We start from the raw sequence: 15,666 nt of genomic DNA, 5'->3' as shown, positions 1-15,666 counted from the left end.
TCGGCCCGTCTCGCTGTCCGGCTCGTGATCTGGCGGCCGGTTGTCCGACGTGTCAGCCGTTGGTCTGACGCGCCCGGTCGACCGCGACGGCCACCCCGTGATGCCACGGCACCCCGTGCCCGGGAAGCAGAGACTTCGCGTCCGTCGCTGCCAGCGCGTCGAGCGACGCCCGATTGCGATCGAGGTCGGCGGTTGCGGAACCGGCGATCATGCGCGGGCCGGTCGCCGCGGTGTACGGATCGAGGGTGACGAGCGCGTCGCCGGCGATGACCGCGTCGCGCAATGGAAAGTGCAGCGACACATGGCCGTAGGTGTGACCGGGAGTCGGCACCACCTGCGCGCCACCGGGGAGCAGGGCATCATCGCCGAAAGGCGTCACATCCAGGTGATCGACGCCGCGCACCGTGAACGCACCGGCCGCCGCCATGCGTCCGAGCAGGCGTAGCGAACGCGGATGACGAAGGGGCACTCCGAATCTGGTCGCGTTCTGATGCGCGTAGCGGTAGGGATGGGACGCCAGCCACGCATCGTCGCGATGGACGTGGACCGGGATCCGCCACTCGCGCGCCAGGCGGCGCGCGGTGCCGACGTGATCGAAATGACCATGCGTGATGATCAGGTCGGTCACGGCATCGGTGTCACGGCCGAGTTCCCGGATGGCCTTGACGAGGGGTTCGTACGAACGGGGGAGTCCACAGTCGACGAGGATCAGCCGGTCCTGGTCCTCGATCAGGTACTGATTCGTGTAGGCGTACTCGAGCCAGTGGATGCCGGGGACGACGTCACGATGGAAGGTCATGACGAGACGCGTACCCGGTGGTCGCGGCAGCAAACCGGGACGACCTTCGAAGTTTGGACAAGACCGGGGGTTTCTGTAATCACCCCGGCCTCTGGCTCGACATGCGGGTTACAGCACCGCAGGAGCGTGACTGCGACAGTAACAGGAACACCCCGGTGAACGCGAATCACCGATTGCCGACCTGATGTCGATCGTCGATGAAGACCTGCCAGCACAGGTAATTGCGGGCACGTTGGTCGTCGAGCACCAACTCGCGTACCCGAACAGGGAGATGTCTTCGCTGCCAAGCGCATTCGTGTCTACCCGCGTCGACCCCGTGTGCGGACCGGACCGCCTTGATCGCGTACGCCGCGGCACCGAGGTCGTGCGATGCGACGTGCGCGGTCACCGCCGCTTGCCCGGCGGCGTAGGCGGCGAACCGCGGTGCGCCACGTAGATCGCGGGCGGCACCCATGGCGTGTCCGCCGGCGGCGCGCGACTCCATCATCGCCAGTTCGCCCCGGGTCCACGCGCGGACCGCCGCGATTGCCTCCCTGGGGCGAGCGTCATCCGGCCGTGCCGACTCGAACAAGGGCAGAACGTGCTCCGCACACCGTGCCGCCCAGAGCGCCAGCAAGTGGTGATCGGCGTCGGTGAGTGTCCCGCCACGACGGATGGTGACCAAGCGGGGGTCGAACACTGTGGGGAGGATCATCGCGACCTCTCTGCCGGCACGGACTCAGCGGCGGCGCCGGGCGATTTGCACCTCGACGTCCTCGGGTGTGAGAACCGCGGTGGGTTCGGCGACGACGCCCACGCGTACGGGCGCCTGGGCTCGGTCGGTGACGGTGAGCGGCGGGCCGTCGGGCTGCAGATGGTCGTTGCCCCACTGCATCAACGACATCACCACGGGAAACAGATCGCGGCCCATGTCGGTGAGCTGATACTCGAACCGTTCGCGCTGCCCGGCGTCGCGGTAAGGGACCTTGGTGAAGATCCCGGCCTCGGTGAGTTCGCGCAGGCGGGCCGACGCGACCGCGTCGCTGATCCCGACCCGCCGGCTGAACTGATCGAACCTGGTGGCGCCGTAGAAGGCCTCCCGCAGGATGAGGATCGCCGACCGGGTGCCCACCAGGTCGATCGCCTTCGCGATCGAGCAGCCGCTCGCCTCCCAGCTGTCGCGTTCGGCCAGCGGGCCCTTCAGGTGCATCATGCCCCCAGCCTACCCTGACTTGACAAGATCATAGCCAGAGCGTAGACCTGACTTTGGCAGACAAAAGTCAGCCATCATCCGGATCGGGTTGCGTTCCGATCCGCACACTGACGGAGGATCAGTCATGAGATCTGCGGTCATCGTCGACGCTGTTCGCACACCCATCGGCAAGGGCAAGCCCACCGGCGCCCTCCATGACGTTCATCCCGTCGACCTCCTCGCGCACAGCCTCCGAGCAGTCGTGGACCGTTCGGGTGTCGATCCCGAACTCGTCGACGACGTGATCACCGGTGTTGTCAGTCAGGTGGGGGAGCAGAGTTTCAACATCGCGCGGCGCGCGCTCCTGGCCGCCGGCTACCCCGTATCCGTGCCGGGGGTCTCCGTTGACCGCCAATGCGGAAGCGGGCAACAGGCCATCGCGTTCGCCGCGCAGGGCATCATCGCGGGCACGTACGACATCGCGGTCGCCGCGGGTGTCGAATCGATGTCCCGTATCCCGATGGGCTCGGCCGTTGCCGGTACCGCCGATCTCAACGGACGGGCGTTCGGCGAACGATACTCGCAGGGCCTCGTGGGTCAGGGCATCTCGGCGGAACTGATCGCCGCCCGCTGGGCCATCTCGCGACGTGAGATCGATGAATTCTCCTTGCGGTCACACGATCTCGCCGCCACTGCCACCAAGAACGGACTCTTCGACGACGAACTCGCGCCCATCGCGGGGCTGACGTCAGACGAGGGAATTCGTCTCGGGGGCAACCTCGACGACCTCGCCCGGCTGCGGCCGGCCTACTACGACGAGGCGATCGCGCGTCGGTTCCCCGAGATCGACTGGCGGATCACCGCGGCGAGTGCGAGTCAGATCAGCGACGGGTCGTCGGCGGTGCTGCTGATGAGCGAGGAGAAGGCCGTCGAACTCGGTTTGCGTCCGCGCGCACGGGTGCACACCATCGCGGTCGCCGGCGACGACCCACTCCTGATGCTCACCGGCATCATCCCGGCGACGCGGAAGGCACTGTCACGCAGTGGTTTGCGTGTCGAGGACATCGACCTGTTCGAGGTGAACGAGGCGTTCGCGCCGGTGGTCCTGGCGTGGTCGCGGGAGTTCGGGGTGGACGTGGATCGAGTCAACGTCAACGGCGGTGCGATCGCGCTCGGCCACCCGCTTGGTGCCAGCGGTGCCCGCCTCGCGACCACGGGACTCAACGCGCTGGAACAGCGCGGCGGTCGTTACCTCCTGCAAACGATGTGTGAGGCAGGCGGATTGGCCAACGCGACGATCTACGAGCGACTCAGCTGAGCCGTCGGCGGTCCGGGCGGGCGTGCTCGTCGTCCATTCGGCGTATCTCGGTCGCACACGTTGCGTCCGCCCGGTACCGTGATTGCGCATACCCGCTGTTCGGGGCGGGGCCGATGACTGCGGGGACCTCATGAACCCAACCGACCCGAATGCAGCAGCGCTCGTCGCGACGCGGGAGGCCACCGTTCTGGCGCATCTCGAGACCGAGAATCGGCACGACGTCGCTGCCACGCTGGCGACGTTCAAAGACGGCGCGGCACGTACCGAGTTGCCTGGTGAGATCGCCGATGGCCACGACGCGGTATCGGCCTCATATCACGAACTGTTCACCGCATTGCCGGACATGCATTTCGATGTCGATCCCGAGACGCTGTGCCATCACGACGATCGAGTCATCTGTGAGACGCGAGTTCGCGGAACACATCTGGGCCCATACCGCGGACTTGCCCCGACGGGTCGGCTCTCTACCTGCCCATCGTCGCGGTGTTCACCTTCGCGGGCTCAGATCTGGTTGCGGAGCGCGCCTACTTCGACCGTCTGGAAATGTTCATGCAGCTCGGGGTCGCGCGGGATCCGAACACCCTCGTCGGCCGGATCGCCACGCTGCTCAATCACCCGATCACGGTCATCGGTGCTGCTGTCCGACGCCGAACCAACCGGTCCGCCGCGTCGGCTTAAGCCCGCTGTGGATCACACGCCTAATCGGCGCCTGACCACATCGATGTCGAACGACGTCGGGTCGAAGGCCGAACCAGGTGTCAGGCCCGCCCACTCGCGTAATTCCAGATGGCGCGGGTGCGTCTCATCGTTGACGGCCTCGATGAAATCCGCCCATCCGGGAACTCCGCCGACATCCTCGAAAGGGGCGGTTCCGCCGCCGGCGACGATCGACACCGGCGGTTCGCCGTCATTCATCGGGGTGAATGCCTCGACGACAATGCTCACTTCCCAGCCGTCCCCGAAGTCGTACTCATAGGACACCACGTCGCCGGGCTCGTCGACCAGCTCACCCAGAGTCGAGTCGAAGACGGACTCCGTGTACCTGCCGGCCCGTGCGGTGCCCATCGCCTCGTCTGATAGATACCGGTGCTCGTGGCCGAAGCATGGAGTCGTGAACGCGTAGAGATGCGCATCGTTCCAGGCGAATGCAGCTTGCAGCACTTCGTGGAGTTCGTTCAATGGAACCAACGCGAGTATTCGAATCCGTCGCCAGACTCTGGGTCGGACGCCGGCGAGTTCGGCGCGCACAGTGATCATGGTCGTCGCCTCCCCGCTTTCCGGAATGTGACGTTCCGGAAATCCGTCCCACACAGCGGGTCGCAACCCCTCGGGGACGACGTAGTCACCGTCCTCGTTGAGGACGAGCCACCCGTCCTCGATGATGTGCTCGATGCGAGAATGGGCCCTGGGCATCTCCGGTGAGATCAGCCCGTCATCGCGCAGGGCGGCGAAGCGATCGGCGGCAAACGGCATGATCGTCAGACCGTGGTATACGACGCGCGCGACGATTCCGTCCACAACCTGTGCCATTGCACTCGAATCAGAGGTCAACGCTCTGCCGACGGCCGCAGCCAGCGTGCTGCGTCGCGTCGTCAACGACTCTGATCCACGCCAGGACGCGGCCGCCGGGCCCGGGTAGACATGGGATGGAGTGATTGCGATCAACTGGGCATCCCGGGCGAGCTCCCAGATCTCAGCAAGAACGCGATGATGTTTCATTGCCTTGAGTGCTGCTGCTGGTGGCTCGATCTCCAGCGCATGCAATAGGTCCGGAAGCAGTGCCGGCTTGAGCCATCCACTTGGCGTCACCGGCCGTTTGTGGCCGATCCAGTCCATCAACACATCGAGCCGCTGCAAAACCCGAACCGATTCCAATGCATCGCGCTCGGTGGAGCTGTCGATGTCGTCTACATCGACCTTCAGCCCGCCCATGGAGTCGAGGAGGTATTGCTGGCAAGCCCCCATTACGACATCGGCGCTGATGGCTGCAGTCCACCTGGAAGTGGTGACGAGGAAATCGATGAACAAGCGCAGTGCGAAGACCGCAATGCTTGCCGGTAAGGCGTCGTCCTCTTCCTCTTCCATGTACTCGGCGAAGTCGATTGCCGCATCGACCTCCTCGAGCGACCACTCGGTGGGCCGATGGTCTGGCAATGCGTAGCCGACGGCAAAGTCCAGCGCTCTGACGGCGTCGACGATGGCTGCCTGCTTGTCCGGATCGTCTTCGAATTCCACACTGGGCAGCCAACGTTCGAACTCGCGTATCAGCATGTCGATCTCCGAGGTGTCGCGACCGCGAATCGGGATCACATTGCTACTTCGGCGCGCGGCCCGCTTCTTCGTCTTTTCGGTCCGCTTGGCGCCGCGGGACTGCTTGTTCTTCCGGCTCATCGGCACCGATCCTATCGCGAGCATCGCCGTCATCGGCCAGGTCGAGTGCTGGTCCGGCCGGCGGTCGAACGGTCCCGGCTCCTGAGGGCCGGGACCGTCGGCTGTTCGGTATGAAGAGTCCGGACTTTCCTAGTCCTGCCTTGGTCCTGCCTCCACCAACTCGTCGTCCTCCGGGACATCTTCCTTGTTCGCCAGCGCGCTGGGCCACCACACGGGACGGCCAATGTCGTAGACGAGCGCCGGGACCAGCAGCGTCCGGACGATCAACGCGTCGAGGAGGACGCCGAAGGCGACGATGAACGCAATCTGCGCCAAGAAGATCAGCGGGATGACCGCCAGGGCGGAGAACGTCGCCGCGAGGACCACGCCGGCCGAGGTGATGACTCCGCCGGTGACCGTGAGCCCACGGAGAACACCTCGGCGCGTACCGATCTGCAGTGCTTCCTCGCGGACGCGGGTCATCAGGAAGATGTTGTAGTCGATGCCCAGCGCGACCAGGAACACGAACGCGAACAGCGGCACGACCGGGTCGGCGCCGGGGAATCCGAGTATGTGGTTGAACACGATCGACGAAATTCCCAGAGTCGCCGCGAAACTCAGGATGACGGTGGCCATCAGGAGAATCGGGGCGACGATCGCCCGGAGCAGCGCGCACAGGATGAGCAGCACGACGATGCTGACGATCGGGATGATCAGGTTCCGGTCGTGGATGGCCGTCGTCTTGGTGTCAAGGTCGACCGCGGTAGGACCGCCGACGAGCGCGTCGGCGCCGTTGACGTTCCCCACCGCGTCGCGAAGACGCTCGATGGTCTCCTCGGCGGCCAGGGAATCGGCCGGATCGGTCAGGGTCGCCTGCAGAGCGACCCGTCCGTCGACCGTCTTGGGGGCGCCGCCCGGATCGGTGACCGGGACGACCTCGGCGACGCCGTCGACATTCGCCGCCGTGTTCTGCACCTGCTGCAGCGATGCGGCGTCGGCGATGATGACCGCGGGTGAACCGTCCCCGGCGTCGAAGTGGGCGGTGAGGACTTCTTGGCCCTCCTGCGACTCCACCGCTACGAGGAAGGTGTCGGACTGCGCGACACCGTCGGCCTTGAACTGGGGGAGGAACAACGCGAAGAGCACGAGGAGCAACGTCGTTGCCACCCAGAAGCGCCGGGGGTGCCGTCCGATCCGGTTCGCCAAGGCGCCCCAGAAGCGATGGTTGCTGCTGTCCTCACGCTGCGCCGACGCCGGGTCGACGACCGGTCGCTTCGGCCAGAAGGCACTGCGTCCGAGCAGGGTCAGTGCCGCGGGGAGGAACGTCATCGACGCCAGGAACGACGCCGCGATACCGATCGCGGCAACGGGACCGAGACCGCGGTTGGAGTTCAGATCCGACAGCAGGAGGCACAACACACCGGCGATGACCGTGCCGGCGGAGGCGGCGACGGGTTCGAGGGTCGCGCGCCACGCGGCCCGCATGGCGTCGTACTTGTCGGCGGTGAGTCGCAGTTCTTCTCGATAGCGGGACACCAGGAGCAGGGCGTAGTCCGTCGCCGCACCGAACACGAGGATGAAGAGGATGCCCTGGCTCTGGCCGTTGAGGGTGAGCACGTCGTTCGACGCGAGCACGTAGACCAGCAGACTGGCGAGCCCCAGCGCGAACACGGCGGACACGATCACGACGAACGGCAGGATCGGACTGCGGTACACCACGATGAGGATCAGGATGACGACCGCGCCGGCAACCAGTAGCAACAAGCCGTCGATCCCGCCGAACGCCTCGGTGAGGTCGCCCGCGATGCCTGCGGGTCCGGTCACATACACCGACAGTCCCTCGGGCGGGCCGTTCGCGAGTTCCGCACGCAGAGCCTCGATGCTTTCCGAGATCTCCCCGGAGGAGTCGACGGGCACGATCATCTGGATCGCCTGACCATCCTGCGAGCGGATCGGCGGAGACGTTCGCTCGGAGATCCCGTCCGTGCCGGCGACCTTGCCCACCGCCTCGGACACGAACGCGAGGTCGGCGTCGGTGATGCCGCTCGTACGTTCGGCCACCACGACGGCCGGGATCTCGGAGGAGTCCACGAAGTCGGCTTCCAGGCGGGAGACCTCGGTGGCTTCGGCGGACGCGGGCAGGAACGACGTGTTGTCGTTCGCCTGTACGTCACCGAGTTTTCCGGCGAACGGTCCGCCGACAGAACCCAGGGCCAGCCATCCGATGACCAAGAGGGCTGGCAGAATCCATCGCAAGCGACTGACTCGTCGAGCAGAGGTGGGTGGGTTCACGGGCTTCCGTTCGTCGGTTGCGGGTGGAGTGCGCGAGCACCATGATGTTCAGCAGGCTGAACAATTGCAAGTCTGCGGGGTGTGACGTAGAGAATCGGCAGGACAAGGGTGAACGACGGGAACGACGGGATGGACGGGTGGCCGACCGGTCGGCTGCTGTCGGTGGCGGCACGGCTCGTCGAGCACGCCTGGGAGGCGGTACTGCGGGAGTACGACATCTCGAGCGCCGGACTCGTCGTCCTCCATGTGGTGAGCACGGGACCGGCCACCCAGCGCGAGGTCGCCAAGAAGGCCCGGGTGACCGATCAAACTGCGAGCCGCACCATCGAGCGACTGGAACGAATGGGTTACGTACGGCGTCAGGTCGATCCCGACGACGAGCGGCGAAAGCATGTGAGCGCGACTCCGGCCGGTGCCGAGGTCTACCGCGCATTGCTCGAACGGGAGCGAACCGACCCGGCGCTGATCGCGTCCATCGGCGCGTCAGAACCGGAACTCCGTCGATTATTGCTCGAACTGATTCGCGTGCAACAGGATCGGAGCTCGGGGCCGTCATAGCGTCGCGTCGGTGCTCAACCCGCGTCGCGGGCCGCTTCGAGTCCGGCGACGAGCGCGTCGACCTTCGCCCGGTTCTCCGCCGACGTCATCAGCCCGACGAACGGCGGGCGCGAGAAGGTGAGGGTCACTTGGAGGAGCTGTTCGCGTTCACCGCCGAACAGCTTCTTCCGTCGGTCGGTCTCGGTGACCTCCGCGGAGACGAACGATGCCGCCGGTAACCGGGTCTTGGACGTGCCGCCGCGGAGTTTCTCGAACCACTCGCCATCGAGCACGACCGTTTCATTCGACAGACCATGGATCTCGAGCACGTGCTACCCCTCGCCCTGCGCGATTGTGTCGTGATCACGATATCCGCCGCGAACGTCGACGCCGGGGTTTGCGGCAGATCACAACACCGTTGTCCTTCGACGCCGGCGCGCACTACTGTGCCGATCGTGCATACACCGACCTGCTGGGCCAGCACTCGTTCGGCGACCCGTGGCTGAGGTGAGACTTCGGCAGGCCGACGACGCCGACACGGACCGCCTCGTGGCCGTGTGGCGTTCGGCGGTCGAGGCTACGCATCACTTCCTGACTTCCGCCGACATCGACGGCTACGCGGATCGGCTCGCACGTGACTACTTTCCGGCGGTCGAGTTGGTCGTCGCGGAGGCCGACGGAGTGGTCGTCGGCTTCAGCGGAACCGCAGAGAATCGGCTCGAGATGCTGTTCGTCGATTCGGCCGCCCACGGGCGGGGCATCGGCACGGTCTTGCTCGATCACGCGGTCGCGCACGGCGGCGTCGACGAACTCGACGTCAACGAACAGAACCCGGGCGCCGCGGAGTTCTATCGGCGCAGGGGGTTCGAGCAGGTGGGCCGCTCGCCGGTGGATTCCGACGGCCAGCCGTTCCCGTTGCTGCACTTTCGGCGCGCCGGGGTCCCGTGACACGTAGGTTCACGCCGCAGAGCCGGGCGCATCGCGGGTGCAGAACTTGTTCACCGTCACCACTGCCATTCGAGGCCATTAGAAGACTCGCGTACGAGTGACGGCTCACGTTCGGATGTGTCGAACTGCGACTGCTGCCCTAACTTGTTCACCGTCATTACTGCCAGTCGAGGCCTTTAGAAGACTCGCGTACGAGTGACGGCTCACGTTCGGATGTGTCGAACTGCGACTGCTGCCCTACGCAGCTGATACCGCGCCGAAGACAAACGGGGACGGGAGAGTTCGAGTCCGGCATCGTCGGCGATGTGCTCGACAACCTGGTCGACACTGCGTTCGTCTGCTGGCACATGGCTTGCGAATCGGTCCTCGCCAAGCCGGGCGACGCACCTCCCAGTCTGTTTCATCGCCCAGGTCTCATCGGCGCCGAGGATGGGGCCGAGACGGTGAGCAAGGCGGGCTCTGAGACGTCGATGGATCACTTCGACGGAAGCGGTCAGGGTGTAGTGCCTGACATCGGCGCCATGCTCTTTGAGTCCACCGACGATCTCGTCGAAGTACTCAGCGTCGACGAGCGTCATGGGAACTATCACCGGGCAGTCGCTTGATTGTTCGGCATCCAAGAGGGTTTGGGTGACGCCCGTGCGCCACTGCGGTAGGTCCTGAAAATCGTCGCGCCGGGCGGGCGGCAGCATCTTGTGCATCGCGAATCCGAGGAGTTCGGGATCGGCCACGTGCGACGCAGTCAGCCGGCGGTGAAGCTCGTGTGCGGTCTGTGTCTTACCGACGCCGAAGGCGCCGTTGATCCAGATCAACATGACGTGAGGTTACCGACAGGTGGGCCGCGCTTCCGGTGAAGCGGTCAGGGGCGATGTCGGTCCGCCGGTCAGGATTCGTGCCTCCGATCCTCGGTGCCGCCTGCCTGGCCGGGGGAGAGGCGCACCCGCACTTCACTGGTGCCAGGCCACTCGTCGGCGTCGGGACCGTAGAGCCAGGTCGCCGTGAGGAGGTGCGGGGAGTGGACCAGCCATTCGTCGACGTCTCGCAATGGACCGGGTGGTCGACCCACTAGTCGCCGCCACCCGAGCTTCCGCAAGAGGAATCGGAGCCGCCGTCGCCTGACGATCGGGAGCACCAGGGCGAGCACGAAGAGCAAGGCGGCTACGACGACGGTCAGCCAATCCGGCGCCCCGAGTAACGCGGTGACGATGGTGGTTCCGATCGCGACGAACATCAAGACCGTTCCGAGCGTGATGCGCGGCAATGCTCCTCCTTGATAGCGACGTCGAGGTCTGTCCGACTGCCGTCTCCGCGACAGGTTACGCAGGTGTTTGGCGGTGTCTCCGTCGAAACTTCACAGGACCGACGGCTCGTCGGCATGTTCGAGTTGACGCGTCCGGGATCATTGGCCACATGGAAACCAAATACGAGGCTTGGCCTGCACTACCGGTGGATTCGTGGGTCGACACAAGGGACACCGTCCAGTTGTGGACCCAGATCGTCGGCAAGACGCGTCTCGCTCTCGGACCCGAGGTCAACCACTGGTGGGGCGTACCGCTGTATGTGGACGCACGTGGCCTGACCACGTCTCTGATGGCCGTCGGAGACCGCGGCCTCGAGATCCGCTTCGACTTTCTGGACCACCAGCTGCTCTTCCTCGTCACCGATGGCAGCACCCGTCAGATGAAGCTGGAACCGCGGACGGTTGCCGATTTCTACGCGGAGTACACCGCCCACCTCGCCGACCTCGGTTTCGACATCGCCATCGTCGGTACTCCCGTCGAACTGCCCGATGCGACCCCGTTCGCCGAGGACACCGCCCACTCGTCGTACGACGCCGACGCCGTGTCTCGGTTCTGGCGGTCTCTCGTCAGTGCGCATCGCGTGCTGTCGGAGTTCCGCGGCGGCTTCCGTGGCAAGTCGTCACCCGTGCACTTCTTCTGGGGCGCTTTCGATCTGGCTGTCACGCGGTTCTCGGGTCGCAGCGCACCCCAGCATCCGGGTGGTGTACCGAATTGCCCCGACTGGGTGATGCACGAGGCCTATAGCGACGAGGTGTCGAGCGCGGGCTACTGGCCGGGTGGCGCCGAGGAGGGGGCCTTCTACGCCTACGCCTACCCACATCCCGAGGGCTACGACACGCACCCGGCGGTCGAGGCTCCGGCGCGATGGGATGCCGCACTGGGCGAGTACATCCTGCCGTATCACCTTGTGCGCCAGTCGCCGGACCCGGACGCGGTGGTCCTGAAGTTCCTCGAGCAGACTCATCGTGCGGCGGCGGAGACGGCGGGCTGGGACTAGACGCCGGCCGGCGGCGGACGTTACGGACTTCCAGAGGTCACCTCGTCGACGCGACTTCAAAGGGAGTGGTGTCGACGGGGTCTGTTCGTCGTTCGTCCTGGCCGGTTGCGATCTCGCTCAGCGGCGCCGCTCGCCACCTAGCCCCCGTGCCTATCCGGCGAGCTGAGCGTCCAGCGCTTCGAACGCCGCGCGCCAGCCGGCGGCCGCGTACTCGTACTGCTCGTCGGTGAGGTTGCCACCGGTTTGGCTGAAACGGATCTCGGTGCCGTTGTCGACTGCCATGAAGTCAGCGGTGAGGAGTTCACGTTCATCACCCGGCGCGTCGGTCATCGTCAGTACGAGTCTGTTCGGCCGTCGGACCTCGACGTACTCACCGCGCCAATGAAATTCGGGGAAATCGTCCCCGACGATCATCGTTGCTGCCCAGGTGCCCCCGGGTCGGGCGTCGAGCGATACCGATTCGACGGGGACTTTATTCGCGCTGCCGCCGAAGACCGCGGCGAACAGAGCCGGCGTCGTCCACGCGTCGAACACGGCGGCGGGAGAAGCGTTCAGTGTGTAGGTGAGGGTTACCCCGGTTGCGTCCGTCATGGTGTCACTGCCTTCTGGTCGTCGACGTCGGCCGACATCGATGTTGTTGCGCCGCGGACGGCTCGGTCCGCAGGAGGGCAGACTCTCGTTGCTCGCAGAACTCATCGGGCTCACGGCGGGGAGGACGCTGACCTGGGTGCGGTTGGGCAGGGACAGTCGGGCGAGTCTTGATCGGCGCCGACCCACCGGCCAGGTCTGCTAGGTTCTCGACGACGTGCCTTTCCAGGCGAACAGGAACCGGTGGGTATCAGTTGTGAACGAAGAACCGCGCGCCGGCGGCAAGGCGCCCGCGATGAGGCCGTCCGAGGCGCCGATCGAGGAAGTGCTCGACCGAGCAGTCGGTCCACGTCGGGACGAGGCCGATGAACTGGTCGCCCTGCTCGCTGAGATCTCCGGACACCGGCCCGTCGTCTGGGCCGGCCGTATGATCGGCTTCGGCGAGTACGAGTACCGCTACGCCAGCGGGCATGGCGGTCGGGCGCCGGAACTCGCTTTCGCGCCCGGCCCGAAGAATCACACCATCTACCTGGTCAGCGACTTCGCGACGCAATGGCCAGATCTCATCGACCGGCTGGGAAAGTGTCGCGTCGCCAAGTCGTGCCTCCACGTCACTCGCCTCCGAGACGTCGATCATGCAGTGCTGACAACGCTTCTCGAACGATCGTTGGCGCAGACACGTTCGTCCCACGGGGGTTGAGATCACCGCGGCCGGTATGCGGTCAGTCGAGATATCCGGTCTCCGGGTTGATGTTCGAGAGGAACTCCCTGATCGACTCGCGGTGGTCGCGAATCGTCGGCAGGGGGAGTGGCAGCGGGGCGGGCGGGAGCCCGTCGTCGCTCTGCCACGCGACACGCGGGCCGCTGGAGCCGAAGCCGTACCCAGGGTTCGGGCCCGACGTCCACGTGCTCGAATACCCACCGTCGGCATGGACTGTCACTTGAAACAGTTCACCGTCGACGACCAGATCGACCGGGCCGTCGGCCGGCGTCGGGCGCCAGTCATCGCTCTGTTGCGCAATCATCCGTGGGACGTTAGAGACTCACGTCGGTACTCGCATGGCATTTTTCCGCAGACGGGGACGTGACTCCGAGTGGTGATCAGTGGCCGGGGAAGTGATCCGGCCCGATGGTCATTTGCGGCCACGGTGGTTGCCGCAGGACCGCAGCCGATCCCAGCGCGGCCGCGACGAGGCCGGTGATCACGCCGATGAGTGCCACCCGGCCGCCGTCGACCGCCGGGGTCCAGGTCGTTGCCCCCTCGGTCACCGTGTACGCGCCGACGGCCACCGACCGGTCGCGGAACCCGCGGCGAGACACCAGGATCATCGTGGTGCGTTCGTCGATGACGATCGGTTCTTCGAAGTACGTGCCGCGCCGTACGGTGGATTCGTTGTCCGACATCAGTTCTCCTATCGTTCTATGGGCGATCACGAGGTGGGGGTACCTTGTCACCGGCGGTTTGTCGTCACGAGTCCAGATTGTCGCGCCGCCACTGTGACGGGGTCACCCCGAACGCGGCTCGGAACCGCTTGGTGAAATGCGTCGGGTCGCTGAACCCATGAGCGCGGGCGATGGCCGGGACGGTCAGATATCGACGGGTGATCATGGCGTCGCGGGCACGGTCGAGGCGGCGTCGGATGATGTGATCCGTGAGCCGACCCTCGGCACTCGACCAGTCGGCATACAACTTCCGGGTCGACACGTTGTGGGCCGCGGCGATCGTCTCTGCCGACAGGTCGGCGTCGGTCAGGTGCTCGTCGATGTAGGCCTTCACCTGAACGATCAGGTCATCGACCGGATCGCGTGCTTCGGTCTGCGCCGACGTGAGCAGCAGCGAGCGCACGATGTCGGTACTCGCGGAAGCCAACTCCGGGAGGACCCCCGGGTGGTGTTCGGCGATACGCCCGAGGTGGACGAGGTGATTGCGGACGAACATGGTGAGCGGGTTGGAGTCGTCCAGGTTTCTGATCCCGAGCCGGACGGTCTCGGCCGGAAGAATGAGCCACGACTGCGGGAGGTGAAGCGCGACAATCGTCCCCGGTTCGCGGGTTCGGAAGTCGAATGACGTCGACTGATCGACGACCGCCAGTTCGGTCCTGCGCCGGGAATCCTCCGTGGTCCCGAGCCGACGATGCCACGAGTCCCCACCCGGAACGGCGACGAAGAGTCGTGGCGCCACTGGTGCACCGCCGCGTTCACCGGCACCCGATGCCGACACCCCGTGATGTCGGACCGAGGTCAGCCACATCTCGTCGCCCATCGGCCATGATCGGACGACCGGAACGTGGAGCGCGTCGGACCCGTGCGCCGAGAGGGTGATCGCGTGTGCGCGCACGGATCAGTCGTCCGAGTCGGGGGTGAGCCGACGCCATGCGCGCGGCGTCATGCCGTACACCTCGCGGAACCGGCGGCTGACGAACGACGGGTTGACGAGTCCCCAGCGGCGTGCAACCTGTGCGACCGATTGGTGTCGGCTCGCCGACCGGGCGAGTTCGTCGCGGACACCCTCGAGGCGGGACGCGAGGATCCACTGTTCGAGACTGATGTCGGCATCGGCGCAGAGCCGGAACAGCTTTCGTACGGAGATGTCGTGGGCATCGGCGATCATCCCCGCAAACAGTTCCGGATCGCCCAGGTGACGCCGCACATAGCCACGAATCCGGGAGAGCAGGACGTCATCCATTGCTGCACGGCCGTAATCGAGTCGTAGGCGGATGCGAGCAGCGCCCGCGTCAACTCGATGGTGGCGCTTCCGACGGCATCTGCCGCGACGTCATCGGCGGACAGTCGATTTCCGTCGTCGGTCATCTCGTTGATGTGACTGCGCAGCAACGGATACAACGGACTCGCCGGCAGCCGACGCGACGCTCCGCGGATGACCTCGTTCGACAATCCCAGGTCTTGCAGCGGCACGTAGAGCGCCCTCGATGCCCCACGGCCACTCCATGCATAGCCGTACGACGTGTTCATGTCGTTGATCATCAGGTCGCCCTTCTGCACAACGCGTTGCTCGCCGTACATCTCGTGGCGCCCGGCGCTGCGCTCCTGCACGGCGACGGCGAGGACGTCGGCGGGACTGGACCGGACCTGTTCCATGGAGCGCACGAGTCGCATTCCTCCCATCTGCGCCCGGAAGATGCTCGCGCGGCCATAGGAGAACACCTCGATGACTGCGTCGTCGGCGGTCGGCTCGTCGAGTGCGACGGTCGTGGGCCAGGACTGCTCGAGAAAGGCCGCGCGCGTGAATTCCTCACGGTCGGCCTCCGTCAGGTCGCCGGAACGATAGACGATCCCCATGTCCCTCCTCAGCGCCGTCGACTATCGCGACCACAGCGTCGTGAG

At 65.7% G+C, this 15,666-nt stretch carries 20 protein-coding genes and 1 pseudogene; 7 read left to right on the top strand and 14 right to left on the bottom strand.

The features are described from left to right. Positions 1-52 precede the first annotated feature (52 nt). The 3 genes from MVF96_RS13480 to MVF96_RS13470 all read right to left on the bottom strand — a co-directional run bounded on the left by MVF96_RS13480 (position 53) and on the right by MVF96_RS13470 (position 1,991). Positions 53-799 carry an MBL fold metallo-hydrolase gene (locus MVF96_RS13480; protein WP_068970458.1) on the bottom strand — a complete coding sequence of 249 codons (747 nt, stop codon included), beginning with the start codon at positions 797-799 and terminating at the stop codon, positions 53-55. A 166-nt stretch (positions 800-965) separates the two neighbouring features. Beyond that, positions 966-1,493, bottom strand: coding sequence for a putative immunity protein (locus MVF96_RS13475; protein ID WP_068970448.1), 528 nt, complete (start codon positions 1,491-1,493; stop codon positions 966-968). Positions 1,494-1,517: 24 nt separating this feature from the next. Further along, positions 1,518-1,991 (bottom strand): winged helix-turn-helix transcriptional regulator, encoded by a 474-nt coding sequence (locus MVF96_RS13470; protein ID WP_065631647.1) that lies wholly within the window; start codon positions 1,989-1,991, stop codon positions 1,518-1,520. A 124-nt stretch (positions 1,992-2,115) separates the two neighbouring features. Here MVF96_RS13470 and MVF96_RS13465 point away from each other — a divergent pair, with 124 nt between their 5' ends. The 3 genes and pseudogenes from MVF96_RS13465 (at position 2,116) to MVF96_RS13460 (ending at position 3,966) form a co-directional block, all read left to right on the top strand. After that, on the top strand, positions 2,116-3,288 hold the full coding sequence (locus MVF96_RS13465; RefSeq protein WP_065631648.1) for an acetyl-CoA C-acyltransferase: 1,173 nt from the start codon (positions 2,116-2,118) through the stop codon (positions 3,286-3,288). 130 nt (positions 3,289-3,418) lie between these two features. Further along, a pseudogene (locus MVF96_RS24660) lies at positions 3,419-3,736 on the top strand (nuclear transport factor 2 family protein); the annotation flags it as partial. Between the two features lie 35 nt (positions 3,737-3,771). Beyond that, a complete protein-coding gene (locus MVF96_RS13460; RefSeq protein WP_065631650.1) occupies positions 3,772-3,966 on the top strand; it encodes a hypothetical protein in 195 nt (64 codons plus the stop codon). A 12-nt stretch (positions 3,967-3,978) separates the two neighbouring features. On the opposite strand, the gene MVF96_RS13455 is transcribed toward MVF96_RS13460, so the two are convergent. Together MVF96_RS13455 and MVF96_RS13450 are read right to left on the bottom strand one after the other, a co-directional pair. Further along, complete coding sequence (locus MVF96_RS13455; RefSeq protein WP_247449330.1) at positions 3,979-5,679, bottom strand: plasmid pRiA4b ORF-3 family protein; 1,701 nt, start codon at positions 5,677-5,679, stop codon at positions 3,979-3,981. 129 nt (positions 5,680-5,808) lie between these two features. After that, positions 5,809-7,950: an MMPL family transporter gene (locus MVF96_RS13450; protein WP_065631653.1), complete on the bottom strand. Its 2,142-nt coding sequence runs from the start codon at positions 7,948-7,950 to the stop codon at positions 5,809-5,811. 129 nt (positions 7,951-8,079) lie between these two features. Between MVF96_RS13450 and MVF96_RS13445 the strand changes: the two genes are divergently transcribed. Further along, positions 8,080-8,508, top strand: coding sequence for a MarR family winged helix-turn-helix transcriptional regulator (locus MVF96_RS13445; protein ID WP_065631674.1), 429 nt, complete (start codon positions 8,080-8,082; stop codon positions 8,506-8,508). 14 nt (positions 8,509-8,522) lie between these two features. Here the strand turns inward: MVF96_RS13445 and MVF96_RS13440 are convergent, their stop codons facing one another. Beyond that, a complete protein-coding gene (locus MVF96_RS13440; protein ID WP_101822705.1) occupies positions 8,523-8,816 on the bottom strand; it encodes a hypothetical protein in 294 nt (97 codons plus the stop codon). 169 nt (positions 8,817-8,985) lie between these two features. Between MVF96_RS13440 and MVF96_RS13435 the strand changes: the two genes are divergently transcribed. Continuing rightward, a complete protein-coding gene (locus MVF96_RS13435) occupies positions 8,986-9,435 on the top strand; it encodes a GNAT family N-acetyltransferase (RefSeq protein ID WP_078114049.1) in 450 nt (149 codons plus the stop codon). Between the two features lie 203 nt (positions 9,436-9,638). On the opposite strand, the gene MVF96_RS13430 is transcribed toward MVF96_RS13435, so the two are convergent. After that, positions 9,639-10,250, bottom strand: coding sequence for an AAA family ATPase (locus MVF96_RS13430; protein WP_058253478.1), 612 nt, complete (start codon positions 10,248-10,250; stop codon positions 9,639-9,641). A 68-nt stretch (positions 10,251-10,318) separates the two neighbouring features. Beyond that, positions 10,319-10,696, bottom strand: coding sequence for a hypothetical protein (locus MVF96_RS13425; RefSeq protein WP_247449329.1), 378 nt, complete (start codon positions 10,694-10,696; stop codon positions 10,319-10,321). A 149-nt stretch (positions 10,697-10,845) separates the two neighbouring features. Between MVF96_RS13425 and MVF96_RS13420 the strand changes: the two genes are divergently transcribed. Next, positions 10,846-11,733, top strand: coding sequence for a DUF5996 family protein (locus MVF96_RS13420; RefSeq protein WP_058253476.1), 888 nt, complete (start codon positions 10,846-10,848; stop codon positions 11,731-11,733). A 150-nt stretch (positions 11,734-11,883) separates the two neighbouring features. Here the strand turns inward: MVF96_RS13420 and MVF96_RS13415 are convergent, their stop codons facing one another. Next, entirely contained in the window at positions 11,884-12,324 is a 441-nt protein-coding gene (locus MVF96_RS13415) for an SRPBCC family protein (protein WP_247449326.1), read from the bottom strand. Between the two features lie 292 nt (positions 12,325-12,616). On the opposite strand from MVF96_RS13415, the gene MVF96_RS24765 reads away from it, so the two are divergent. Continuing rightward, complete coding sequence (locus tag MVF96_RS24765) at positions 12,617-13,021, top strand: DUF1801 domain-containing protein (protein WP_058253517.1); 405 nt, start codon at positions 12,617-12,619, stop codon at positions 13,019-13,021. Between the two features lie 22 nt (positions 13,022-13,043). Here MVF96_RS24765 and MVF96_RS13405 read toward each other — a convergent pair whose 3' ends face one another. The 5 genes from MVF96_RS13405 to MVF96_RS13385 all read right to left on the bottom strand — a co-directional run bounded on the left by MVF96_RS13405 (position 13,044) and on the right by MVF96_RS13385 (position 15,621). Then, entirely contained in the window at positions 13,044-13,346 is a 303-nt protein-coding gene (locus tag MVF96_RS13405) for a hypothetical protein (RefSeq protein ID WP_058253474.1), read from the bottom strand. Between the two features lie 76 nt (positions 13,347-13,422). Beyond that, the gene (locus MVF96_RS13400) at positions 13,423-13,725 is read right to left on the bottom strand and encodes a hypothetical protein (protein WP_058253473.1); all 303 of its coding nucleotides are present in this window, start codon (positions 13,723-13,725) and stop codon (positions 13,423-13,425) included. A 64-nt stretch (positions 13,726-13,789) separates the two neighbouring features. Then, positions 13,790-14,659 carry a helix-turn-helix domain-containing protein gene (locus MVF96_RS13395; protein WP_247449324.1) on the bottom strand — a complete coding sequence of 290 codons (870 nt, stop codon included), beginning with the start codon at positions 14,657-14,659 and terminating at the stop codon, positions 13,790-13,792. Positions 14,660-14,662: 3 nt separating this feature from the next. Next, positions 14,663-14,932 carry a helix-turn-helix domain-containing protein gene (locus MVF96_RS13390; protein ID WP_247449323.1) on the bottom strand — a complete coding sequence of 90 codons (270 nt, stop codon included), beginning with the start codon at positions 14,930-14,932 and terminating at the stop codon, positions 14,663-14,665. After that, positions 14,929-15,621 (bottom strand): AraC-like ligand-binding domain-containing protein, encoded by a 693-nt coding sequence (locus tag MVF96_RS13385; protein ID WP_247449322.1) that lies wholly within the window; start codon positions 15,619-15,621, stop codon positions 14,929-14,931. Before MVF96_RS13385 ends, MVF96_RS13390 begins: the two co-directional genes overlap by 4 nt. Between the last annotated feature and the right edge of the window lie 45 nt (positions 15,622-15,666).

It is taken from the genome of Gordonia hongkongensis (assembly GCF_023078355.1).
In the GTDB taxonomy this organism is placed as follows: Bacteria; Actinomycetota; Actinomycetes; order Mycobacteriales; family Mycobacteriaceae; genus Gordonia; species Gordonia hongkongensis.
Note: the sequence above shows the minus strand (reverse complement) of the source record. Positions and strands in the feature narration are given on the sequence as shown.

Bases quoted from the DNA above. Each gene is read 5' to 3' on its own strand.
- MVF96_RS24765 (WP_058253517.1), top strand. From the start codon at position 12,617: ATGAGGCCGTCCGAGGCGCCGATCGAGGAAGTGCTCGACCGAGCAGTC.
- MVF96_RS13420 (WP_058253476.1), top strand. From the start codon at position 10,846: ATGGAAACCAAATACGAGGCTTGGCCTGCACTACCGGTGGATTCGTGG.
- MVF96_RS13385 (WP_247449322.1), bottom strand. From the start codon at position 15,621: ATGGGGATCGTCTATCGTTCCGGCGACCTGACGGAGGCCGACCGTGAG.
- MVF96_RS13390 (WP_247449323.1), bottom strand. From the start codon at position 14,932: ATGATCGCCGATGCCCACGACATCTCCGTACGAAAGCTGTTCCGGCTC.
- MVF96_RS13405 (WP_058253474.1), bottom strand. From the start codon at position 13,346: ATGATTGCGCAACAGAGCGATGACTGGCGCCCGACGCCGGCCGACGGC.
- MVF96_RS13480 (WP_068970458.1), bottom strand. From the start codon at position 799: ATGACCTTCCATCGTGACGTCGTCCCCGGCATCCACTGGCTCGAGTAC.
- MVF96_RS13400 (WP_058253473.1), bottom strand. From the start codon at position 13,725: ATGTCGGACAACGAATCCACCGTACGGCGCGGCACGTACTTCGAAGAA.
- MVF96_RS13470 (WP_065631647.1), bottom strand. From the start codon at position 1,991: ATGATGCACCTGAAGGGCCCGCTGGCCGAACGCGACAGCTGGGAGGCG.
- MVF96_RS13475 (WP_068970448.1), bottom strand. From the start codon at position 1,493: ATGATCCTCCCCACAGTGTTCGACCCCCGCTTGGTCACCATCCGTCGT.
- MVF96_RS13455 (WP_247449330.1), bottom strand. From the start codon at position 5,679: ATGAGCCGGAAGAACAAGCAGTCCCGCGGCGCCAAGCGGACCGAAAAG.
- MVF96_RS13445 (WP_065631674.1), top strand. From the start codon at position 8,080: ATGGACGGGTGGCCGACCGGTCGGCTGCTGTCGGTGGCGGCACGGCTC.
- MVF96_RS13465 (WP_065631648.1), top strand. From the start codon at position 2,116: ATGAGATCTGCGGTCATCGTCGACGCTGTTCGCACACCCATCGGCAAG.
- MVF96_RS13415 (WP_247449326.1), bottom strand. From the start codon at position 12,324: ATGACGGACGCAACCGGGGTAACCCTCACCTACACACTGAACGCTTCT.
- MVF96_RS13430 (WP_058253478.1), bottom strand. From the start codon at position 10,250: ATGTTGATCTGGATCAACGGCGCCTTCGGCGTCGGTAAGACACAGACC.